We start from the raw sequence: 23,582 nt of genomic DNA, 5'->3' as shown, positions 1-23,582 counted from the left end.
GTCAGGCCACGCTCGACCCGCGCACAATCAGTTGCGGGTCCAGTTGCAGCGATTGCGCGGGTTCGCCCGCAATCCGGCGAAACAGAATCTCGATCAGCGCTTTGGCACCGACCACCAGATCCTGGCGGATCGTCGTCAGTGCCGGGGCGGTATGCGCCGCCAGCGTCACATCATCATAGCCGACCACGGCGACGTCCTGTGGCACGCTCAGGCCGCGCTCGCGCAACGCCCGCAAGGCGCTCATCGCGACCACGTCGGATGCCGCGAAAATCGCATCGGGAGCGGGATGCTCCGTAAGGTATTTGGCAATCGCAAGATGGGCTGCGTCGGGCGTCATGTGCAGGTCCAGCGCCGCTGCCGCCACGCCGGGACCGGCCCGCGACACCGCGTCTTGAAATCCGGCAAGCCGTTCCGCGAACTCGGGCGCGCTCGCATTGCCAAGATACAGGAGTCGGCGTCGGCCAATCGCGATCAGATGCTCGGCTGCACGCGCTCCGCCCAGTCGATTGTCCGATCCGACCGTCAGATAGCGTTGTCCCGGGAGGCGCGCGCCCCACACCACGATCGGGGCATAGCGTGCCGCGACTTTGTCGATCACGTCGCTCTGGTCGGACTGACCGATCAGGATCAGCCCATCGATCCGTCCGCTATCGACCAGGCGGTCAAGCCAGGTGCCATCGTGCGGGATCACCCGCGATAGAACCAAATCGTAGCCCCGTTCCGTCAGCCCATCCGCCAGATGGCCGAGCAGCGACAGGAAAAACGGGTCGGACAGGTGCTGCCCGGCCTCGTGCCCAAGCGGCAGCACAAGCCCGATCGATTGGGTACGCTGCAACCGCAAGTTGCGAGCGAGACGGTTGGGTTGAAAGCCATGGGCGTCGGCGAGCTTTTGGATGCGCAGCCGGGTCTTTTCGTTGACCGACGAATGCCCCGATAGCGCGCGCGAAGCGGTCGATACCGACGTACCAGCGGCCTGCGCCAGATCGACAAGGCTTGCGATCGTCGTCACGTCGCCGGACGAGGGTGGAGGCGGCGGAGCTATCATGGGATGCGCCTAATGAAGCGGGATGTAGGAACGCTTCGTCTAGGGCAGCGTCGTGAAACGATCAAATATCCTATGCTCTTGCGGTGCAACGCGCGCTCGTTCGCCGCGCCGCAGGTCAGGTCGCCGTGCGGCCAGCGGTGCCGGCCATAAGGTCGCCGCGAGCCACCCGTCCCGGAGGCTTGTGTTGCAGTCTGCCGCAAGGTGCCTTGCGCCCGGCCTATACTCGCTACCTCCAGGGGCTACGTCCTACGCAGTTTGGTAGACGGATCAGGTCCGAATCCGCCAGTGCCGCTATATAATACCGCACCTGTCATGGCACCGTCATTGTCCTGTGGTGACAGCGACCGGCGGCCTCACCCAATGGCCCGCATTTAACGGGACATAGTGAAACGTGATCGACCCCCTTCGTGAGCCGCGCGGATCGATCACGTTCACCAATCGGGACGATGAGTCGTGATGCAGAAATGGCTTGCGGCGCTGGCATTGGCGTTGTGTGCCGCAGCGCCGATCGCGGTGCGGGCCCAGGATGTGCCGCTCAACGGGATGCGCGTGCTTGGTTCCCACAATTCCTACCGTCCGGCATTGACGGAGCAGACGCTTGCCGAGCAGCGGCGCATCCTCGGGGAACACTCCGCCGCAGTCGAATATGGCCACCCGTCGATTGCACGGCAGCTCGATCTCGGGCTGCGCCAACTCGAATTCGATCCCGTCGCCGATCCCTTTGGCGGGCTGTTCGCCGCCCCCTATGTCGGCGATCCTGCCAGCTTCGCCGCTATGCGCCGCCCGGGCGCGAAGGTTTTGCATGTGCCCTTTGTCGACAGGCGCAGCCTGTGCCTGACGCTGGCAGATTGCTTCGCGCAGGTTGCATCGTGGTCGCGCGCGCATCCCGGCCATGCGCTGATCACCGTGGTGGTCAATGCCAGTGACGGGCGGGACGACAATCCGATCATGCCGCAATTGATGCCGTTCGACGCGGCCGCCTTGGCAGCGATCGATACCAGCGCGCGGAGCACCTTCGGCACCGCGCATCTCATCACGCCCGATCAGGTTCGCGGTCGATGGCCGACCTTGCGCGCGGGCGTCCTGCATCGCGGGTGGCCCCGCCAAAGCGCCGCGAAGGGCAAGGTGATGCTGATCCTCGACACGAACGACCGTGTGCTCGACGCCTACCGACGCGGCCACGCTTCGCTGCGTGGTCGGGCGATGTTCGGCTTTTACGGCGAAGGCGATGCCGAAGCCGCTATCTTCAACGTGCAGAATCCGGTCGAGAACGAAGCGCGCATCCGTCAAGCCGTGGCGCAGGGCTTTATCGTGCGCACTCGCGCCGATTCCGACACGGTGGAGGCGCGCCGCGGGGACTATCGCCGGTTTCAGGCCGCGCTCCGTTCGGGCGCGCAGATCATCAGTACCGATTATTATCCGGGTGCGCCCGACCCGTTGCACCTCGGCTTTGTTGTGAGGCTTCCATGATGCGGCGTATGTTGGGCTGGCTTGCCGTCGTGGCGGTCGCGGCGAGCGCGGCCGGCGATGCGGCGGCGCAGACGCGCGCGCCTTTGACCCTGGAAAAGGTGGTGCTGCTCTACCGGCACGGCGTACGTGCGCCGTTGGAATCGGAAGCCGCGATCGACGATTTACCGCATGCCCCATTGCCCGCCTGGCCAGTCTCGCCGAGCTTGCTCACCCCGCATGGCGCAGAGGCACTGCGCCGGATCGGCAGTTGGCGCCGGGCGCGCTTCCAGCGTAGCGGACTGTGGCGCGGGCGATGCCCGGCGGCACGCGATTTGGCGATCTGGACCAACACCGCCGCCCGTACCATCGCCAGCGGCGCGGCGCTCGCCAATGGCCTCGCACCAGGCTGCACGGTGCCGATCGGCCACTTGGCCGACGGCCAGACCGACCCGTTGTTCGAGCCGATGCGCATAAGCCCGATGCCATTTGACGGCGCAGCGGCGATCGCCTCGGTCCAGGCCTATACCGGTGGCGTGGCCGCGATGACCGCGCGCAATGCCGCCGCTCTACGCGAGATGGCGCATGTTCTTGGCTGCGACCGGGCTCCTGCCCCCTGCGATCTGGCGGCAGTGCCCGCTACGGTCAGCGTCGGCGACGATGGCCGCGATGTGGCACTGACCGGGCCCATCCGTCGCTATTCCGGCACGGCGCAGGTGCTGCTGCTGGAATATTTGGAGGGGCTGCCGATGGCGCAGGTGGGCTGGGGGCGCGCCACGCCCGCCGCGCTCAAACGCCTCGCCGTACTCCATGCCGCCTTATTCGACGTTTACGCGCGGCCGCCTTACATGGCCGCGCGCGTGGCGGGCCCTTTGGCGCTCCGGATCGCGGCGCTTCTACGCAGTCCCGCTGCCCCCAAGGTCAGCATCTTCATGGGGCATGACACCAATGTCGCGGCGCTCTCGGCGCTCTTGGGGGTACAGGTCACCGCCCGCGATTATGCACCGGGCGATCCACCGCCGGGCGGCGCGTTGGGAATCGAGGTGTTGCGCGACGGACGCGGACACCGTTGGGCACGGCTGTTCTTCGAATCCGCCAATCCGGAACAGATCCGGCACCTGGTGCGCTTTTCCGACGGTGATGCGCCAGCGCGTCAGATTTTGAACGTGCCAGGCTGTAGCCGCGCCAGGCGACACGATCTGTGTCCGCTGGCCACATTGACCGAACTGATCGAACGAAGGGCGGTCGGCTAGAACAGGACGCAACGCGGCTTGGCTGGCGATTGTGCGACATGGCAGCTCCGATCGGATTTCGTATCCGATCCGTAACGAAACTGACGCTGCAGTGCACCATCACTGAAACACCCCCCTGTTAGGCGGCCCCGGTCCTGTTCGCGGCAGGCCGCGAAAAACGCTTCGCAGCCTGCCCGACGGGGTTTTTCCTTTTGGGGGTCGCCGTGAAAAATTATCGCCTGACGTTGAAATCCATGTTGGTCGCATCGGTGTTTACGATGCCGATCGCCCTCCACGCCCAAACCACCAAGCCGACCGAGGCTGAGCCGGAGTCCGATACAACCAGCTCCAAAACGATCGTCGTCACCGGCAATCGCAAGGTCGCGCAGAGCCCGGCGCAAGAGCAGGTAGCGTCGCCCAACGCCATCGCGGTACTCTCCCCCGAAACGATCGAGCGCGCGCCCGATGTGAACATCGCCGAGGCGCTCGCACGTCTGCCGGGCGTATCCGTATTCAACGGCGGCCAGGGCAACACCAACAGCGTGTTCGTCGATATCGCCGGTCGCGGGCAGGGCAATTACGTCTCGCTGCGTGGTATGGCTGCTGAATATAACATCAACCTCATCAATGGCGTCGAAGGCGCGCAGGGTATGCCGTTCAGCCGGCAGGTGCCGCTCAACCTGCTGCCGCCCAGCGGCATGCACCGCGTGGTGGTCAACAAATCCTTCCTCGCCACGGAAGACGGCGGCGCGATTGGCGGCTCGATCGATTTCCGCACGCCGACCGCGGCGGATTTCGAGAACAGCTCCGCGTTCAACGTATCGGTGACCGGCCGCCTCAACACGCGCGCGCGGGACTATGGCCAGAAGGCCGATGGCGAGACCGCCTCGCTTGAATTCGCGCATGGTTTTGGCGCGTCGAAGGCGTTCACCCTCTATGTCGGCGGCTATTATGACCGCTCCAACTTCACCAACACGATCATCGACGGTGTCTACCCGGCGGCGACCAACGGCCAATGGGCCTATGCCAGCCAGAATAAGGACGGCACCAGCGCCTCGGGTCTGTCGCCCGCGCAGAATCTTACTTCCACCGGGGTGAATGCCGGGTTCACCCAGGGCACCAACCAGCGCTACGGCGGCAGCATCTCGCTCGACTGGGCCCCGAGCGATACCCAAAGCTGGTATCTGCGTGGCACTTATGCCCAGAACGAGATCACGCAGAATTCCTATTACGCGCAGATTTACGGGGACAGCATCGGCCAGGCCCAGATCGGCACCAGCGGCGTTTACGCGCCGAGCATCGGCGCGATCCGTCCACGTTATTATTACACCACCTCACCCGAACAGGCGTTGCTGGCGACCGCGCAGTTCGGCGGCAAGGTCACGTTCGGCCAACTGACGCTGCGGCCCAACATCTTCTTCAGCTATGGCGAATATAACGCACCCGACCACGCGGAAATTTCGGCACGCAAACCTAATAGCGGTACGGCTCTCCCGTATAGCGGCTCGACCATGTTCACCTACCAGAACGGGATTCCGCTGCTGATCGGATCGGCGGCGCAATATGCCTATATCAACGACATCGCCAATTATAACGCCCGTCGCTACGGCGATCTCTCGGCGGAATTTAGCAACCAGAGCAAATATGGCGCAAAATTCGATGCTGACGTCAATTTTGATGGCGACTTTCTCAAAACCATCAGCTTTGGTGCCAAATATCGCGATGCCTATCGCAAGCATACCTACAACGACTATTACACGCCGCGGGTCTACAACGCTGCTGGTGCCGAGATAAATTGGACCACCCTGGGGATCTTCGGCGGGAGCGTCCCATCGATCGTCCCGGGCGTTTACAATTTCGCGGCCCCGCTGATCGACCGCGCTGCATATGACCAGGTGTTCAACAAGGCGATCCTCGCGACCTACGGTTCGTTCGCAGCTGCGGACGACAGTTGCAATGATCCCAATCCGGCGATCAAGAACGTCAACAACCAAAATTGTAACACGCAGACCGGACATGAACGCATCACCTCGCTTTATGCGATGGGGACGTTCGAGGCCGGGAAGGCCGAAATTCTGGCGGGCCTGCGTTACGAGCATACCGGCATCACCAATACCTTCTGGGTGCTGCCCACCGACGGCACCGGTGCGGAGATCGCCGGCAATTTTGCATCGAGCAAAACAACCTACGACAAGGTTCTGCCGAGCTTCGCGGTCAATTATCGGCCCACCGGCAACAGCGTGTATCGTTTTTCGGTCTCGCGCTCCTATGTCGCCCCGTCCTTCTTCCAACTTGCCGGTGGTCAGCGCATCAACCGGTCGAGCGGGGGTGCCGAAGCGGGCGGAACCACCTCGATCACCATGGGCAACCCCAATCTGAAGGCGCTCGACGCCACCAACCTTGATGCCTCTGCGGAGTTCTTCAATACTAAGAGCTCTGCCTCGATCAGCGGCTTCTACAAGCACATCACCAATTTCACCTATTCGCGGGTGAACAGCTTCACCAACGTCACCAGCTCGAAGGAAAATGGCTCGACCACCATTTCGCAGCCGGTCAATGGCGGATCGGGCGACGTCTACGGGCTGGAACTCGCCGCCTCGACCATGCTCGGTGCCGCGCCCAGTATTCCGGGCAATTTCATCCTGTCGGGTAACGTCACCCTCGAAGGGTCCAGCGTCGACCCCAAGGGCGGCCTGTCGAGCAACGAACGTTTGCTCAACCAGCCCAACCTGACCGGCAACGCCCAATTGTCCTATGTGCTTGGCGGGTTCGAGGCCGATTTCTCGTATCGCTACATCGGCTCCTACGTGTATCAATATGCGGTACTTGACGGGAAGAGCGACCTGGACGGCTGGGTGCGGGCCAACAGCCAGCTCGATCTTCACGTCGCCTATCGCTATGGCCGCGCCAAGTTCGAAGCCGCGCTGTCGAATTTGACCAACCAGCGTAGCTATTATGCCACCATCGGTCGCTCCAGCTCGACAATCGGTTCGATCGTCGACTCCGGCCGTACTGCGACAGTAAAGGTCTCGTATCAGTTCTGAGGCGTTCATACCGACCGGCGCGCAGGGCCTGACAGGCCTTGCGCGCCGACCTTGATGCTGATCGGCGCGGTCATACGCCGTTGCAGATCGTTTCGTGGGGCTGTGCCTGCGCGGTGAAGAACACCGCGCAGGACCCTTTGGCCAGGTGGCCGGTTGGCTCAGAAGCCGTATGACAGCCGCAAATAACCGAACTGTCCGGGCACATCGTAGGTCGTCGTGTCGAAGTTCGCGCCGTCGCAAGTGATGCAGACGGGCGGTTGCTTGTTGAAGACGTTGTTGACGCCTGCGACCAGCTTGAACTTTTGCATCCAGTCTGCCGACAGGTAGAATTGCACGTCACCATAGAAGGTTGGCGTCATGCGGTGCTTGGTCGCATCGCTTTCGGTGACGGCGCTGATGTAGCGGCCGGTGAACGACGCCCCGAAATACGGCGTCGCGAAGTCGACCGTGCTGTTGAGCTTGAAGCGAGGAAAGGCTTGATCGACCGACAGGCAACGCTCGGTTCCGACGCATTTCTGCAAGCCGGTCGGCAGCAGCGCGTCATATTTCAGCAGATATGCGGCATTGACGCTGAGGCCAGCGGTGCCGCCGCGGAACCGCGGGGTGCGATAGAGCAAGGTGCCGTCGAGTCCGTTGGTCTTGATCGAGTTCAGGTTCTGCAGGACGGCACCGACCGATGCGATGGTGCCGACGGTCGTGCGCTTGATCAGCGCGCAGCTCGCGGCATCGGCGTTGAACGCGCAGCGCGAGAGGATCAGCGATGCCGGTGCCGAGTCGATCGCGTTCTTCAGGCTGATCGCGTAATAATTGACCTCGAGGCTCAGCACGCTGGCCAAACCGCCACGTGCCCAGGACGGGCTGTAGACGCCCCCCGCAGTCCAGGTCTTCGCGGTTTCGGGCTTGAGGTTGATGTTGCCGCCCGAAAAGACGCCGATCTGGCCGGCCGGCTCGGCATAGCTGCCGTTCGCGGGCACCCCATTGGCGATGCAATTCGCCTTCACGGTCGCGTTCGTCTGGAACGAGCCGCCCAGGCCGCTGGTGCACGGATCCTGGATCGTCTGGTCGGACCGCGAGGCACCGGCGTGGAGTTCGCCGATGCTCGGCGCGCGCAGGCTCTCGGCATAGCCGCCGCGGAACAGCAGGTCGGAAACCGGCTTCCACAGCCCCGACGCGGTGAAGACCGTGTTGCCGCCAAAGGTCGAATAGTTCGAGTGGCGCACCGCGCCGTCGAATTCGAGTTTCTGGAAGAACGCCGTGTCGGTCAGGATCGGGACGCGAAGCTCGCCATAGATTTCGTTGACGTTGAAGCGGCCGCGGCTTGGCTGGGTCGGCACGTCGGCACCGAGCCCGGCGACGATGACGGGATCGGGGTCGTAGCTCGCCCCCTGATCGCGATGTTCATAGCCGATCGCCAGGCCGACATCGCCGGCGGGCAGTGTGAACAGAGAGCCCGACAGGTTGGCGCTGAAATCGTTGAGCTCCTGTTGGCTCTTGTCGCGCTCGTTGAAGGTCACGAAGGCGAGCATCGCCGGGGTGATCGAGCCCGCGCCGCCGACCGTCGCCCCGCCGAAGATGTTGAACGGCACGCACGCACCGGTGCATTGCGATACCGGCCCGAGCGCTTGTGCGAGCTTGGCGGCATTGACGTTGCCGGTGAAGAGCTGGTGCGCGTCGTTAAGGCCATAGACCGCGTTCGCATCCCAGAACCACTTATGGTCGCCGATGTGGAACGAGCCGTCGAGCGTCACCGTTCCCGAGAAGGTATCGACATCCTGCGTGAAGACGCGCTGGCCGCCCTCGACGAAGCGACGATTGATCGCGACGTAATTGGCGGGCACGCCCGACGGCGTGCCGTCGAGGTTGACGCCCGAGGACAGCGTGACGCCAAACGGATTGTAGGGATTGCTGGCATCGACCGAGATGCGGTCGAGCAAATTGCCGTTGCCCGCGCCCGGCCCGATCACAAGCGGCAGGAACGCCGCCTCGGTGGTCGAATGGCGGTGGTTATAGACCAGCTTCACCCGCATGTTCACGCTGTCGCCCAGCGCCTGCTTGAAGTTCAGGAATCCGCCGTAGCGCTCCGACGGTGTCAGCAGATAGTTGAACGGGGCGAAGTTGAAACGGTCGGCATCGGTGAAGGTCTTGAAATCGGCCAGCGTCGTGGTGCGCCCGACGACGGGTGCCTTGAGCGTCAGGTTCTGGCCCAGCACGCGGTAGCGCCCGAGCGGCGGCGAGCCGCTGCACCCGACACCACCGGTCGCGGCAAAGGCCGGATCCTGGCACGACACCGCCCCCGACGCCGGGAATTGCGAAATCGCCCGATTGCCGGTGCTGACCGCTTCCTGCTTGGTGTAATAGCCACCGAACACGACCGAGGTGCCGCTTTCGGGCTTCTGGATGCCGTAGCTGAGCTCGTAATTCTGGGTATGGCCGTCGCCCTGGCGGAAGGTGCCGAACTGGGCGTTGGCCTGCAGCCCCTTCTGCGCCTGCTTGGTGATGATGTTGACCACACCGGCCACCGCATCGGTGCCGTAGAGCGGCGACGCGCCCGATTGCAGCACTTCGATCCGTTCGATCGAGTTCATCGGGATCTCGTTGAGATCGACCGATGCCGGGATGCCACCCGCTGACGAACCGTTGACGTAGCGCAGGCCGTCGACCAGCACGAGCGTGCGCTTGGCACCGAGATAGCGCAGGTCGATTTCCGCCGCGCCCGAGCTCACGCCGGTGCCGTCGGGCGGACCACCGATATTGCCGGCATTGTTGACCTTGGTGTTGAGCCCCCCGCCGGCGCTCGGCAAGCGCTGCAGCACGTCGGCGACCGAGCTCAGGCCAGTGCGCGCGATCGCGGCCTGATCGACGGTGACGACCGGCTTGTCCTGGTCAAGCGGGCTGCGGCGAATGCGCGATCCGGTGACGACAATATCCTGGTCGGAGGCAGCCGCGCTCCCGGGCGCGATTTGCGCGGACGCTGGAGCGGTCGAAATGCCGGCCGCGAGCGCAACAATGGCGGCACCGAGATAGTAAGGCGAGATAGCTTTGAGCATGATTGTTTCCCCGTTTGTCGTCTTTGCGACATCCTCTCCGGGTTTATGACAGGATGGTGAAACAATCGGCACGGTTGCCGCAAGGGGCAATGAAAGCGACAGGTCGTTTCATTGGCAGTGTGGTTAATTTGTAACTATAAAAAAACTCCCCGGAATTGGACCACTGATACCCGTTTTTAAGCGTTGGAATCGCTTGCAGGATTTCAAAACGGAGCGAGATTTGATTCAGCTTGTCGGCTCCCGGCAGGCCCGCGGGTATCGCGAGAGTGCGGTCGAGCGATCTTTGGGAACGCGCAACGTCCTGTTGCCGTGCGCCTTCCGGCACGGTTAGCGGGTTGCCTCAACCCGTGTGATCGAAATGGAGACTGATCGCACCTCCGTCATACCGGAGGGTTCGCGTATCCTCTTGCCCAGCCCGTTCGTCACCCCCACGGTCGACGACGATGACCTTTAACGTCCGTTGCCGCACCATGCCGGGGAAGGCCCCGCGCCGCGGGCCGATCATCAGCGTCCGCTTGGCGTCGTCCCACACCAGATCATATTGCGCCGACTGCCCTTTCTCATAGGCATAGGTCTCGTTGTCGTCTTCATAGAGCGTGAAGCGACCGTCCGCTCCCGGATAGACGCGGATCTCATAAGGGGCATCGGGCCGCTCGGTCGCATATTGCAGCACGGGCCCCATCGGAACGATCGCCCCGGCGCGGACATAGAGGGGAATTACGTCGAGCGGCGCTTCGCGGGCAACGGTCACGCCGCCGGGGTAGCGCTGGTTGGTCCAGAAATCATACCAGTCGTTCCCGCGCGGCAGGTAGGTCCGCATGGTCAGGTCGCGCGGCGCACTCAGGATCGCGGCATCCCGCTTCAGCTCGCTCGGGGTGCGCCAGATAAAACGGAAGACGCGCCCGCCCTCGGGGTGGAAGAATTCAAGCCGCACCGGCAGCCGTTCGCCTTGCTTGAGCGTGTAGCGCACCACGCGCGAGCGCGTGGCACTGCGCTTCCAGCCGTCGATCGCCAGCTTGCCGCCAAGGAATAGCCGCATACCATCGTTGCCGGTCAGCCCGATCTCATACTCGCCATCTTCAGGCGCGATCAACTCGCCCTGCCAGCGTGCGGAGAAGTGGCTAAGCGAGGTCAGGCCCGGCGGCAGTTCGGCAAGCGGCGGATCGGGCCAGGTGTGATCGATCTTCGCATCGGACACCACGCCGCCCGCCTTTTCGAAATTCTCGCCGACGAAATATTGCACACTCAACCCGGCTTTCCCGTCGGCAGTGCGCAAGCACTCGGTCGGCACGGTGCCCGCTTCCGAGGGCAGGATATTGTACATCGCCCGCGTCACCGGATGGACGAGAAACGCCGATCCGAACATGAAGCTGTCATTGATGTTGCGCGTCGCGGCATCGTCCGGAAAGTCCATCGGCAGCGCGCGCATCAGCGTATAGCCAGCGGACGTCACCTTTGCGCTCAGGCTGTAGATATAGGGCAGCAATTGATAGCGCAGATGCACGCTGTCGAGCAGGGTCTTGTACACCGCCGGATCGAGCGTCTTGAAGATATATGGCTCGCGTTCGACGTTGGTGCCGTGCACGCGCATGATCGGGTTGAAGGTCGCATATTGGAACCAGCGCGCGAACAGTTCGCGCCATGCCGGGTTCTTCTCGCCACCGGGAAAATCGCTGACGAAGAACCCGCCAGTGTCCTGCGTCCAATACGGATTGCCGGTGATCGTGACGTTGAGGCCGCCCGACACCTGCTGTGCGAACGTCTTCCAATTGGCATAGATGTCGCCCGACCAGGATGCCGCCGCCGTGCGTTGTGCCCCCGCCCAGGCCGAACGCGTCAGCGTGAAGGCGCGCTTGTCGCCGCTCGCGCGCTCGCCGTCATAGGTGCCTTGCGTGGTCAGCAGCGAATAGGGGTTCAGATAGCGCGTAAAATCGCCCATCGCATTGCGGCCGAGCGCCTTGGTGTCGCGGACATTGTCGACCGGATTCCACATCGCCGAGCTGACCTCGACCTCGGTGCCGTCCATCCACAGCGCATCGACGCCTTTGTCGAGCAGGCCTGACTTGACGTATTTGAAATAGATCTGGCGGCCCCTCGGGCTGTACGCGTCGTAGACGCGCGCGTGCTTCGAGATCCAGTGTTCCGGTGCAAACCGCAGATCATACCGATCGAGATCGTGCGCGAGCGCGGTGTCGTCGCCGACCGATGGCCAGATCGACACCATCAATTTCATGTGCAGATCATGAATTTCCCGGCTCATCGCCACCGGGTCGGGATAGCGCTTCGGGTCCCAGATCATGCCCGACCAGCTTCCGTCCTTGTCGCTGCCCCAATATTGCCAGTCCTGCACGATGTAATCGAGTGGAAAGCCTTCCTTGCGGAACGTCCGCGCGACATCGACGATGCGCTCTTGCGTCGGGTAGCGCTCCTTGCTCATAAACAGCCCGAACGCCTGTTTGGGGAACATCGGCGCATCGCCGGTCAACCAGCGATAGGCACCGACGACCCCGTCCATCGTGTCGCCGGCCATGAAGTAATAATCGACGCCGCCCGGCGCGCTTTCCGCCCATAACCGCGCGCCATCGGCATCATCCTTGAAGCGCATCTGCGAATAGGTGTCCCACAGCACGCCGTACCGCTCGGTCGAGACCATCACCGGGATGATGATGCCGACATTGGTCTGGACGAGGAGCAGATCCTTGCCGCGCCGGTTGACCTCGTCGTCACTGGTGAAGCCGAAGCCGTAAATGCCTTCATCGGGCTTGAGCGTGAAACGATTTTCCACCTCATAGGTCGGGGCGTTGGAAATGATCCGCTTGTCGATCGATTGCGGCGCGTCGTCCTTCTCCCGCGTCAGCAAGCGACCCGAAGGGTCATAATAGCGCACCGCGCCGGTGTGCGTGTCGATCGCAACGCGCAGCTTTTGCCCGACGAGCTCCAGCGTGTCAGCGCTTTCGCGCAGCGTGAACGGCACCGCGCCGGGCTCGCGGATCACGACGAGGCTGCGCTGCGTCCAATAGGATTGGCCGAGATTGGCGTTCACCCGCACCACGCCCGGTGCGTAGAAAATCACCGATTTGGTGACGCCGCCCAGCATGAACTGCACGCCGCCGCGCAGCCGCCGATAGTGGAACGCCGCGTCCGATGCCGGTGCCGCCAACTGCATCTGCCCGAGCGGGTCGAGGCCAGTCGGTGCCGCCACCGACTGCGCGAGCGCCGGGCTTGCCGCCAGAACGGCGGCAGGGATCGGCACGGACATCGGCAGTAGTACGGTCGCGAATAGTCGGTGTAATGATCGCATGGCAGATCTATCTCCCGGAAGTACCATAGCTCGGGGTATAACCCTCACGACCGCGCCCTGCGTTTTTGCTGGCGCAACGCGTGGAACCGCCGTCGGAGCAGCATGGCAGGGGAGCAGTGCCGCACAGCCCACCACGCTCGACAGTGTCCGCATCATCCCTCCCCCCGCCGCTCGCCCGGCATTTGGTGTTGAGGGCAGCCTACGCATCCAGAGTCAATACTCCTACAAGAAAAGCACATCATTCCACTGCTGCGGCTTCGCGCACCGACACGTTTGCCTGCCTTTACGAGGCGACAGATCTGGCGGTTCTCGCCTGGTTGCCCTACGCTTTCTCATCTGGCGCGACGTGGGACGCTTTAACGGCGCGACCTTCGCAATGGACGCAAAGCTACGGGCGCGGAGAAATTCTGATGCATGATCGCTCTCGTCGAGAAGTTATAGGAGACGGTTTGGTGATGTCGGCAGCCGCGCTGCTGCCAACCGCCAGCATGGCTGCGCCCGTCCCCACGGCCGCATCCAAGCAGCGCCCGAACACGGGGATATCGCCGCGCGAAGAGTCCCTGTTCGACTTTGGCTGGCGTTTTGCATTCGGCCATGCGAGCGATCCCGCCAAGGATTTCGGCTATGGCGCGGGACAGGCCGACTTCGCCAAGACCGGCGATTTCAAGATTGCCAAGGCCGCCTATGATGACGGTGGCTGGCGCATGATCGACCTGCCGCACGATTGGGCGGTCGAATTGCCCTTCGTCAACGACGAGGGCGGCGAGGGCGACAGCAAGCTGCGCTCGCACGGCTATAAACCGCTCGGTCGGCGCTATCCCGAGACCAGCGTCGGCTGGTATCGTCGCCTGTTCGACGTGGCCGAAAGCGATCGAGGCCGACGCATCTGGATCGAGTTCGATGGCGCGCTGCGCGACGCGATCGTCCTGGTCAACGGGTGCTTCATCGGCCGCAACGATAACGGTTATGCGCCGTTCCGTTTCGATCTGACCGATTTCCTCGTCTATGGCGGCAGCAATTGCGTCGTGGTGCGCGTCGACGCGAGCTTCGGCGATGGCTGGTTCTATGAAGGAGCCGGGATCTACCGGCACGTCTGGCTGCGCAAAATCGACCCGCTCCATCTCGGCAAATGGGACAGCGTCGTACGCGCAACGCCAAATGGTGACGGTGCCGCGCTCGAACTGGCGACGGTCGTGGAGAATGAGGGCGAGCAGGCGACCGCCACCGCGGTCGAATGGACGATCCTCGATGCAGCCGGCCAGACGGTCGCGACGGCGACAACGCCGGTGCAGCACATCGCTGCAGGCACCTCAGCCCTTTTCACCGCCAGCGCGACGATCGCGATCGCGCAGCGCTGGGCACCCGGCCAGCCCTATCTCTATTCGGCCGTCGTAAAAGTGCTGAGCGGTGCAGCGGTGCGCGATGCCGAGCGGCTGACCTTCGGCCTGCGGAGCGCGCGCTTCACGGCCGACCGCGGTTTCTTCCTCAACGACCGCCCGCTCAAGATCCAAGGCACCTGCAACCATCACGACCATGCCGGCGTCGGCGCGGCATTGCCCGATCGATTACAGGCCTTTCGCCTGTCCGTCCTGCAGGAGATGGGATGCAATGCGGTGCGTACCTCGCACAACATGCCGACACCCGAATGGGTCGAGGCGTGCGACCGCATGGGCGTCATGCTGATGTGCGAGACGCGCCAGATGAGCTCCAATGCCGAAGGAATGCAGGAGCTCGAAATGATGGTGAAGCGCTACCGCAATTCACCCTCAATCATCATCTGGTCGATCGGCAATGAGGAATGGCTGCTGCAATCGGGCGACATGGCCAAGCAAGGCAGCGCCATCGCCGCAGCGATGGTGCGGCGCTGCCATGCGCTGGACCCGACGCGGGTCGTATCGGCTGCGGTCAACGGCAATAACGAGCAAGGCGTGTCCGACCCGCTCGACATCATCGGCTTCAACTACAATCTCAAGCTGCCCGACGAATTCCATCGCAAGCATCCGACCCGACCGGTGTTCGGCTCGGAGACGTCGAGCGCGATCTCGACGCGCGGGGAATATAGCAGCGACCCGGCGCGGAACACCGTCAACAGCTATGACGGCGTGGTACCCTGGGGTGAAACGCCCGAACAATGGTGGGGCGTTTACGGCGCGCGCGAGTGGCTGGCGGGCGGCTTCGCCTGGACCGGTTTCGATTACCGCGGCGAGCCGACCCCGTATGGATGGCCGTCGATCAGTTCGCAATTCGGCATCGTCGACATGTGCGGCTTTCCGAAGGATTATTTCCATTACTACAAGGCATGGTGGCGTCCGGAGCCGGCGCTCCACCTTTTCCCGCACTGGAACTGGACGGGCCGCGAGGGGGATGAACTCGCCATCTGGGTCTATTCCAACCTTGATGAGGTCGAACTGCTGGTCAATGGTCGCAGCCTCGGCAGCCAGGCGGTACCGCACCTCGGGCACGTCGCGTGGAAAGCCATATATCAGCCCGGCGTGATCGAGGCGCGCGGGCGGCGTGGGGGGCGCGTCGTGATGACGCAGCGGCGCGAGACAACCGGCCCGGCGCGGTCACTGCGCCTGACCGCCGACCGGCTGACGATCGATGCCGATGGCGAGGACGTAGCGCTGATAAAGATCGAAGCGCTCGATGCACGCGGGCGTCCGGTGCCAACCGCCAGTCAGAAACTCGGCTTCCGCGTGTCCGGAGCGGGCAAGCTGATCGGCGTCGGCAACGGCAATCCCAATTGCCTGGAGAGCGACAAGGGGAGCGAGCGGTCGCTGTTCAACGGACTGGCACAAGTGATCGTCCAGTCGAGCAAACGCAGCGGCGCGATTCTGATCGAGGCAGCGGAAAGCGGAGCGCTGGGCATGCCGCTGGTCCCCGCAACACTGACCGTTCAGGCGCAGAAAGCGCCGCTTCGTTCAGCAGTAGCGGCTTCCCGCAAGACGTAGCAGGAGATACTGGCATGGCTGCGTTGGGCGTGCGCAGCATTGCGCAATGGCGCAACGTGCCGGGTCGAGTGCCAAGCGTCGGATCACGCCCAATAGCGGACATTCGCAACATGCACGATACAATCCTAATGGCAAAACGAACTGCGGTCCTTTCGATCATGGTTGCAATGATTGCAGGAGCGTTCTTCGGTTTCGCGCTAGGCGCTCGGCAACCAGCGGTGAGACAGCATATCGACCCAGTTGTCAGGGCGAGAGATTACATTTTCTCTCACTTTCCAAACAGATACTCGGCGAAGGGCGCATACCTTTCCTACTATGTTTCTGATCACCGCGACGCTTGGCTTGTCGAAGTCTCCAACCAAGATGAGATAGGTGGCGGCGTTCGGTTGCTGGTTGTAAAACGAAGTGGCGCGACATCGCTGGTCGGCTTTTCGCAATAAGTAGCGACAGCTTTCCACCCAAGGCGTCAGGTCCCCCGTATATCGCCCGACGAACGAAGGGCTGTTTCTGGGCAGTCACATTGCGATACCCAACCCCCTGCTACGCCCGTGCCCGATCATATCGGCAAGTGACTGGCCAGCGCTTCGGTTTGGCATCCGGGCAAGCCAAACCCACCCTTCAGAACGGGATCATGCCTCCCAAGCCGCAAGGACAAACTTCCCAATCTGGCGCGGTGGTCCTGCAGCTCCGCGTCCGGAAATCAACGAACGCGGTCGTGGAAGGAACGGCCTGCCCAGTTAACCGGCGGGGCCACTGGCTATGCTTGAACGGTGAGATCACCCTCCGCGGGAGCAGTTTTATCCTTAAAGTAAATCCCATTTTTGGCCAACGGCATCATCCATTTTTGCTATGGAAAGCGTTTTTTTTAGGTGTAATAGTGAAATGTGGTTTTACGAGAAGTGTCCTCGGTCCGTGCATTTCACCGACGTAAACGCCGGGTCGAATCTGTTGTACCTTTATCACGCTCAGATCGAACATTTTACGGCGTGGGAGACGTCAAAATCTCCAATGTGCATTTGCACAATATTGCTGCACCGCAAGATAGATCGCTCTCGATCAATCACGTTTATTTCGGAGAGTTTGTTTCTTCTGACTGCCCGGCACAAGGCGTGATCCGCGCGCCGCCGTTCCCACGTGGGGATAAAGGGCTTCAGGAAACAGTTTCGCCACGGCCAGCGGGGTAGCCATGTTAAAACAGATTTATATCGTCGATGACGACGAACCGGTGCGTAAATCGCTGCAATCCTTGCTCAACATGCGCTCTGAATTCATCATCAGCACCTTCAGTTCGGGCGACGAATTTCTGGCGGCGGCACAAACCCTCGAACCCGGAGTCGTGCTGCTCGATGTGCATATGACCGGCGCGTCCGGGATCGACGTACTGACCGCCATTAGCGCGCGCGATTTGCCCCTGATTTGCGTCATTATCACTGGGCATGGCAATATCAGCATGGCCGTTGAGGCGATGAAAGCCGGCGCAATCGATTTTCTGGAAAAACCGTATGATCACGGTTCGCTGATCACCACCATCGAGCGTGCTTATGATCGCTTGCAAAAGGTCGAAGCGGACGCGGCACGCGTCCTTGCCGCACAACAATCGATCGCGCGCCTGGCCCCGCGCGAAGTCGATGTTTTGATGGGTTTGATCGCGGGGAAGGTCAACAAGGTCATCGCGCACGAACTCGACATCAGCCCGCGCACGGTCGAGGTCTATCGCGCCAACTTGATGACCAAGCTCCACGTCCGGTCCCTACCCGACGCGCTGCGCATCGCTTTTGCAGCCGGGCTCGTGGATTGACCCGCCCGCGCATTGTTTGAATTGCGGATGCCTCGGCTCAAGGGTCGCAAAATCGCGCCCATCGGTGCGGTGTCATCTGTTCCAGACACACGCTCCAATATGATGTATGGTGCGCTGCATCGCGGAGCTATAAGCGACCGGTGATGAACGGCGCACGAGAATCGGATAAGCCCATGGATGGCGATCATGCGATCGCGCGATCCATCCTGGCCATTGTCCCTTTTCCGATGATGGTGATCGACGATTGCGGAATCCTGCGATCGTCCAATCATCATGCCGAGATTTTGTTCGGCTTTGACGGCAAGACCGCGCCGGGCCAGAACATCAACGAATTGATACCCCAACTATATCATCATATCCACGATAGGACCATCGCGGAGTATGCGGGAAGTCTGGACGGCGAACGAATCGCGCAAAGTCGGGTCTTCATGGCGCGCCACCGCGACGGTTATGAAATTCCGGTCGCCGCGCTGGTGAGTAAGGTGGTCATTGAAGGGCAACGGGTGTTTGCCTGCTCTTTGCAAACCCTTTCGGATTGGCTTGGCACCGGCGCACATGCCGCGCAGGCGAGCGAGCGTGATGCGAACGCGATTGGATCGGCCGACACCGTCGCGCTTCTGGTGCATGAACTGAACCAACCGATGACCGCGATGACCAATTTTCTAGCCGCTGCCCAAATCGCGCTGATGGCGGGTTCTTCGCCCGAGACGATCACCGGGTTCGTAAAGGATGCCAGCGCTCAATCCTTGCGCGCGCGGGACCTGCTGCAACGCCTGCGCACAATCTTCGAAGACTGAATCTGCGGTCGGCGACGGCGTTCAGGGCTATAACTGGGCCACGCGAAGCGGGGACCGTGGAGCACCTTTCAGCCCGCGCGCGCCGGTGGAGATCAGGGCCTTCGCCTTTCCGGCCGGCATGCCCTTCCCAAACAGATAGCCTTGGCCAAAATCGCATCCCCATTCCGACAGATGCGCCCACTGGCCCATCTCCTCAATGCCCTCGGCGGTGATCGCCAGATCAAGGCTTTTCCCGAGCGTAATCATGGCGCGCACGATTCCCTCGTTTTTGCTGCCTTGGTCGAGCCCGCGCAGGAAGGACCGATCGATCTTGATCTTGTCGAACTTGAATTCGCGCAGATGGTTCAAACTGGCATAACCGGTCCCGAAATCGTCAAGCGCAATGCGGATGCCGTGCTTCTGGAGGCGGCTCAATACCTTCTTGGTCGCACCAAAGTCCGTGATAAGGGCATTTTCGGTGATTTCCACTTCGATCCGCTGCGGTGCGATGCCGTAGCGATCCAGGATGGCAATCAGTCGCGACGCAATCTGCGGATCGCGCAACTGACTCGGTGCCAAGTTAATGGAAAAGGTCAGCGTGTCGGGCCATTCCCGAATTTCCCGGCAAACCCGTTCCAACAAACGATAGGTAAGGTCGGTCAGCACGCCGATTTCATCCGCCACCGGAATGAACGCATCGGGCATAACCACTCCACAATCGGGATGGATCCAACGCGCCAACACCTCGAAACCAACCAGTCCGCCTCCATCTATAGCCACAAGAGGCTGATAGTAAGGGATAATTTCTCCGGCGACAACCGCACGCCGGACGTCGATGTGCATCGCGGCCCGTGCCTGGACATTGTCTTCGATCGACGGATCGAAAAAACGATAGCGTCCTTGGCCACCGGTCTTGGCTTGATACATTGCCAGATCGGCAGCTCGCAGCAGCGCGGCCGGGCTTGTCCCGTCGTGCGGAAAGAGCGCGATGCCGATTGCCGCGCCCACCTCGACCACGGCATCTTCCAGTTGAATCGGGCGGGAAATGATGACGCTGAGCAATTGGGCAACGCGCGCGGCATGGCTGCGATCGTTCGAAGAGGGGAACACTACCGCAAATTCGTCTCCGCCAAGCCGGGCGACCGTTCCCAGTTCATCGCGGTGGGCAATGAAACGTTGCGCGAGCTCGCTCAGCACGAGGTCGCCGGCATCATGCCCATAGATATCGTTTACTGGTTTGAAGCGGTCCAGATCGATCATCATTACGGCTGCGGGATGCTCTGCGTTCGCAGTGATGCGCCCAAGAACTTCCGTAAAGAAGCGCCGATTGGGCAGACCGGTCAACGAGTCGTGCCGCGCCAATCGCTCGGCGCGGGCTTGGGCCTCCAGGGTCCGCTCATGCTCCGCCTCGATCAGCCGAGCCTGGGCGCGGAACACATCCAGCGCCCGCACCATCGCGCCGATCTCGTCACGCCGCTCGCCGCCAGCCAGCACGACGTCGGTTTTGCCCGACGCCAGTGCCGTCAGCGACTTGGTAATGTCGACCAACGGTCGCACCACCCGGCGGTGAATAAAGATTTGAACCAGGAAGCGGGCCAGGAAACCAACGGCCGAAAACGACAGTACAAACACCGCGACGAAGTGCGCCACCCCGGTCGCCATTTGCCCGGATCGATCGGCATTGGCACGAAACTGGCCGGCCAAAACATCCGCCTGCCGGTCAAAATCGAGGTATTTCTTCTGTAGCTCCCCGCGGAAAAGGGCAAGCGCGTCAGCGGCGTGCCCATCCCCGTCCATAGCGATCATTCGCTGCTGCGCCTTTTGATATGAGTCCCAATCCTTCTCCATGGCATCGACCATCGGCCTGAGCGGACCGGGCGGCGTCAGGGCGCATAAGCGCGCCAGCTCGACGGTTAGCGCGCCGGTGCGCTTCGCCAACAGCGCGCGCGCAGCCTGCCCGTCCTCAAGCAGCAACGAAGCCTGCGCCACGCGATTTTCGGAAATCAGATCGGCAACTTCCATAACTGCTGAAACACGGCGGATGTCCTCGAGGTTCTGCTCCATCGCCAGGCTGCTCTCATGCATCCCGCCAACGACCAGCGCCGCCACCGCAAAAAACAGCGCGGCACCGAACACCTGCAGCCGTGCAATCCTGGTTCCGATATTGGTCATGCTCATATCCCGCGCGGTGACACGGCGCGCGAAGGCGACGCAGCCATCCGCAAGGTTCCGGGCCAGATCCCTAACCTTCATCATAGAGGATTTGCGGGAGAGGCCGTCGTTCGGTGCCGGTGCGACCATCATCTCTTGGGATGGCTGCCGCCCCCGCAAACGCGCAGTGGCGATTCCCACTACATTCGCGGCGTGTCGAATTCAGCGACTGCAGGGACACCCAACCCCGCCCCTTTCCCGCTGCCTGGTCCGTGCCGCTGCGAAGAGCCAAGGGCCCAATTTGCACATGACGCCGTCGAGACCGCTGCAAACATCCTATAATTCCTACGAAACGGACAATTGCTTCCTTTCCCCGCCCATCCCGGAGAGTTCAATGCGCTTTCTCGATAATATGAAAATCGCCCAGAAGATCATTTCACTACTGGTCTTTCTTGGCTTGATCACCGCCGTCATCGCCTATCTTGGCGCGTCTTCACTCACGCGGACCAACACAAGTTATACGCACCTCGCCGAGCATGACCTGCAGATTCCCGCCATGCTCACGCGCGCCAATCGGCGCTCGGTCATGATGGACCTGATCGCCTATCAGGCAATGATCTACGACGCGTCCACGCCGATGGCAAAATCATCTCCGGCCAAGCAGGAGGAAGCGTACAAGTCCGCGCTCGATTACATCCGTCAGGCAAAGGAATCCGGGCCACAGTACACGGCGGAACTGTCGCAATTCGAAGACCGGATCAATCAACTGCACGCGCTGACCGACAAGGCGACCAAGCTCGGTGCGGTCAACCGCAATGCCGAAGCGACCGCGTTGCTGCGCCCTGCTGACGAAATGCTCGAGCCATTGGCGAAGGATATTTCAACTTTCAACGACCGCTTGATCGCCGACGGCAAGAAGCAAACCGCTCAGTTGAATGCAAATGCGGGATCGACGACGATGACGCTCACGATCGTGAGCATCCTCGGCATCGCGATTGGCATTGGCCTCAGCCTGGTCGTCGCCCGCAAGGGTATTACTGGCCCGCTCGCCCGCTTGCAGCAGACGATGGCAACGCTCGCCGCCGGAAACAATTCGGTCGAGATTCCCTTTGCCGATCGTACCGACGAAATTGGCACCATGGCCGACACCGTGCGCGTGTTCCGCGACGCGGCGCTGGAACTGGAAGCTGCGCAAATGGCCAAGGCCCAGGAAGACGCGACGCAGCAGATGGTCGTCGCGACCGTCGGTGAAAATCTTGGCGCGCTGGCCGCTGGCGACCTGACCGCGACGATCAACGCCGATTTCCCCGGCAACTATGCCGAACTCAAGACCAACTTCAACGCCGCCACCGCAGCGTTGCGCGGCTTGATCGGCGGGGTCGTGGAAAGCACCTCGGCCATCGGCACCGGCTCGACCGAAATCGCGCAGGCGTCGGAAGATCTCGCACGCCGGACCGAAGGCAATGCCGCCAGCCTGGAGGAAACCTCCGCCGCGATCACGCAGATCGATGGTCGCCTGAAGGCGAGCGCAGATGCGGCCGGGCGCACCGTTGCCCGTGCCGACGGCGCGATCGCCACCGTCTCGGGCGGTCGTGAAATCGCCGATGAAGCGGTACAGGCGATGGGCCGCGTGTCCGAAAGCGCCAAGGGCATCGACAGCGTGATCGAAGGCCTCGACAAGATCGCGTTCCAGACGCGCGTTCTGGCGATGAACGCGGCCGTGGAAGCGGGCCGTGCAGGCGACGCCGGTCGCGGCTTCGCGGTCGTCGCCGATCTCGTCTCGGCGCTGGCAATGCGCGCCGAAGAGGAAGCCAAGCGCGCCCGCGACCAGTTGACCGTCACGCAGAGCGAAATTCTGTCCGCGGTTGGCGCGGTGCAGAAGGTCGATGGCGCGCTGGTCAACATCGCCGGTGACGTTGGCGAAGTGCACAAGCTGCTCGGCGACATGGCCGCCGACAACCAGGCCCAGGCCGCCGCGATCTCGCAGATCAGCGTTGCCGTCGGCAGCATGGACCGTGCGACGCAGCAGAACGCCGCGATGGTCGAACAGACCTCGGCTGCCGCCCGCAACCTGACCACCGAGGTCAGTTCGCTGTCGCAGCAGACTGCACGCTTCGACATTGGCGGCAATGCCGCCGCTCGCCCGGTGGCCCGGCCCGCTGCAAAGCCCCGCGCCGCTGCGCCGGCCAAGAAGGAAAAGGCCCCCGCCTATACGTCGCCGGTGAAGGCGCTTGAATCGGTCAATGGGGAGGATTGGGCCAGCTTCTGAGCCCATCCAACCCAAACAAAAGGGGCACCGCAGGTTCTCTGCGGTGCCCCTTTTTGTGTCCGAGCGACGGGAGCGGCGGGAAAGTCAGTTCACCAGCGAAGGTGCGCGCAGCCCTTCCATGATCGTGCGGTTCAAATCGATCAGCGTCTCGATCTTCTCCCGGCCCATCATCACCTCGGTGGTGAAGCGGTCGACGAACAGCGCCAGCGAAATGATCTGCGCGCGCAATGTCTCGGGCAGCGCATTGCCGGGTGCGGCGCAATCGCTGGCAAAGGTACACCACATTTCGCGGTTGCGGTGCAGCGGCTGGATCAGCGCTCCGCCCGACAGGCGCGCAGCCTGCGCATCCATCAATTCGCCGGTAATCTGGCTCAGCAGGCGGGCCTCGGCCGCGCGCGGGGTTTCGGCGCGGCTCCGGGCGCTTTGATAAGCATGCAGTGACATGAAATCTCCTCTTACGGTTCTGTTATCATTCTAGGCGGTCGGAAGCCGTCATCTTGGGAGGATTGCAGATTTAGTATC

The 23,582-nt window shown here is 62.2% G+C and carries 13 protein-coding genes; 8 read left to right on the top strand and 5 right to left on the bottom strand.

The window, feature by feature from the left end:
• Position 1: 1 nt before the first annotated feature.
• Positions 2–1,045 carry a LacI family DNA-binding transcriptional regulator gene (locus EJC47_RS13070; protein ID WP_052192093.1) on the bottom strand — a complete coding sequence of 348 codons (1,044 nt, stop codon included), beginning with the start codon at positions 1,043–1,045 and terminating at the stop codon, positions 2–4.
• Between the two features lie 456 nt (positions 1,046–1,501).
• On the opposite strand from EJC47_RS13070, the gene EJC47_RS13065 reads away from it, so the two are divergent.
• The 3 genes from EJC47_RS13065 to EJC47_RS13055 all read left to right on the top strand — a co-directional run bounded on the left by EJC47_RS13065 (position 1,502) and on the right by EJC47_RS13055 (position 6,767).
• Positions 1,502–2,515, top strand: a complete 1,014-nt coding sequence (locus EJC47_RS13065; protein WP_126848277.1) for a phosphatidylinositol-specific phospholipase C domain-containing protein — start codon at positions 1,502–1,504, stop codon at positions 2,513–2,515.
• Complete coding sequence (locus EJC47_RS13060) at positions 2,515–3,744, top strand: histidine-type phosphatase (RefSeq protein WP_185867668.1); 1,230 nt, start codon at positions 2,515–2,517, stop codon at positions 3,742–3,744. Before EJC47_RS13065 ends, EJC47_RS13060 begins: the two co-directional genes overlap by 1 nt.
• A 203-nt stretch (positions 3,745–3,947) precedes the next feature.
• Positions 3,948–6,767 carry a TonB-dependent receptor gene (locus EJC47_RS13055; RefSeq protein ID WP_126848273.1) on the top strand — a complete coding sequence of 940 codons (2,820 nt, stop codon included), beginning with the start codon at positions 3,948–3,950 and terminating at the stop codon, positions 6,765–6,767.
• Between the two features lie 158 nt (positions 6,768–6,925).
• Here EJC47_RS13055 and EJC47_RS13050 read toward each other — a convergent pair whose 3' ends face one another.
• Entirely contained in the window at positions 6,926–9,814 is a 2,889-nt protein-coding gene (locus EJC47_RS13050) for a TonB-dependent receptor domain-containing protein (protein WP_126848271.1), read from the bottom strand.
• A gap of 340 nt (positions 9,815–10,154) precedes the next feature.
• Positions 10,155–13,067, bottom strand: coding sequence for a glycoside hydrolase family 31 protein (locus EJC47_RS13045; protein ID WP_260591568.1), 2,913 nt, complete (start codon positions 13,065–13,067; stop codon positions 10,155–10,157).
• Between the two features lie 503 nt (positions 13,068–13,570).
• Between EJC47_RS13045 and galA the strand changes: the two genes are divergently transcribed.
• The 4 genes from galA to EJC47_RS13025 all read left to right on the top strand — a co-directional run bounded on the left by galA (position 13,571) and on the right by EJC47_RS13025 (position 18,661).
• Positions 13,571–16,066, top strand: coding sequence for a beta-galactosidase GalA (gene galA, locus EJC47_RS13040; protein WP_260591574.1), 2,496 nt, complete (start codon positions 13,571–13,573; stop codon positions 16,064–16,066).
• A 14-nt stretch (positions 16,067–16,080) separates the two neighbouring features.
• Entirely contained in the window at positions 16,081–16,506 is a 426-nt protein-coding gene (locus tag EJC47_RS13035; protein ID WP_126848265.1) for a hypothetical protein, read from the top strand.
• Between the two features lie 746 nt (positions 16,507–17,252).
• The gene (locus EJC47_RS13030; protein ID WP_126848263.1) at positions 17,253–17,864 is read left to right on the top strand and encodes a response regulator transcription factor; all 612 of its coding nucleotides are present in this window, start codon (positions 17,253–17,255) and stop codon (positions 17,862–17,864) included.
• Between the two features lie 143 nt (positions 17,865–18,007).
• Positions 18,008–18,661 carry a PAS domain S-box protein gene (locus EJC47_RS13025; protein ID WP_260591573.1) on the top strand — a complete coding sequence of 218 codons (654 nt, stop codon included), beginning with the start codon at positions 18,008–18,010 and terminating at the stop codon, positions 18,659–18,661.
• 27 nt (positions 18,662–18,688) lie between these two features.
• Here EJC47_RS13025 and EJC47_RS13020 read toward each other — a convergent pair whose 3' ends face one another.
• Positions 18,689–20,812, bottom strand: a complete 2,124-nt coding sequence (locus tag EJC47_RS13020; protein WP_185867667.1) for a putative bifunctional diguanylate cyclase/phosphodiesterase — start codon at positions 20,810–20,812, stop codon at positions 18,689–18,691.
• Positions 20,813–21,185: 373 nt separating this feature from the next.
• Between EJC47_RS13020 and EJC47_RS13015 the strand changes: the two genes are divergently transcribed.
• On the top strand, positions 21,186–23,060 hold the full coding sequence (locus EJC47_RS13015) for a methyl-accepting chemotaxis protein (protein ID WP_126848257.1): 1,875 nt from the start codon (positions 21,186–21,188) through the stop codon (positions 23,058–23,060).
• An 84-nt stretch (positions 23,061–23,144) separates the two neighbouring features.
• Here the strand turns inward: EJC47_RS13015 and flaF are convergent, their stop codons facing one another.
• Positions 23,145–23,504, bottom strand: a complete 360-nt coding sequence (gene flaF, locus EJC47_RS13010; RefSeq protein WP_033963658.1) for a flagellar biosynthesis regulator FlaF — start codon at positions 23,502–23,504, stop codon at positions 23,145–23,147.
• Between the last annotated feature and the right edge of the window lie 78 nt (positions 23,505–23,582).

Source organism: Sphingomonas sp. TF3, assembly GCF_003985085.1.
Classification (GTDB): domain Bacteria; phylum Pseudomonadota; class Alphaproteobacteria; order Sphingomonadales; family Sphingomonadaceae; genus Sphingomonas.
Note: the sequence above shows the minus strand (reverse complement) of the source record. Positions and strands in the feature narration are given on the sequence as shown.

Bases quoted from the DNA above. Each gene is read 5' to 3' on its own strand.
- EJC47_RS13070 (WP_052192093.1), bottom strand. From the start codon at position 1,045: ATGATAGCTCCGCCGCCTCCACCCTCGTCCGGCGACGTGACGACGATC.
- EJC47_RS13065 (WP_126848277.1), top strand. From the start codon at position 1,502: ATGCAGAAATGGCTTGCGGCGCTGGCATTGGCGTTGTGTGCCGCAGCG.
- EJC47_RS13060 (WP_185867668.1), top strand. From the start codon at position 2,515: ATGCGGCGTATGTTGGGCTGGCTTGCCGTCGTGGCGGTCGCGGCGAGC.
- EJC47_RS13050 (WP_126848271.1), bottom strand. From the start codon at position 9,814: ATGCTCAAAGCTATCTCGCCTTACTATCTCGGTGCCGCCATTGTTGCG.
- galA (WP_260591574.1), top strand. From the start codon at position 13,571: ATGTCGGCAGCCGCGCTGCTGCCAACCGCCAGCATGGCTGCGCCCGTC.
- EJC47_RS13035 (WP_126848265.1), top strand. From the start codon at position 16,081: ATGGCTGCGTTGGGCGTGCGCAGCATTGCGCAATGGCGCAACGTGCCG.
- EJC47_RS13030 (WP_126848263.1), top strand. From the start codon at position 17,253: ATGTTAAAACAGATTTATATCGTCGATGACGACGAACCGGTGCGTAAA.
- EJC47_RS13025 (WP_260591573.1), top strand. From the start codon at position 18,008: ATGAACGGCGCACGAGAATCGGATAAGCCCATGGATGGCGATCATGCG.
- EJC47_RS13020 (WP_185867667.1), bottom strand. From the start codon at position 20,812: ATGACCAATATCGGAACCAGGATTGCACGGCTGCAGGTGTTCGGTGCC.
- EJC47_RS13015 (WP_126848257.1), top strand. From the start codon at position 21,186: ATGCGCTTTCTCGATAATATGAAAATCGCCCAGAAGATCATTTCACTA.
- flaF (WP_033963658.1), bottom strand. From the start codon at position 23,504: ATGTCACTGCATGCTTATCAAAGCGCCCGGAGCCGCGCCGAAACCCCG.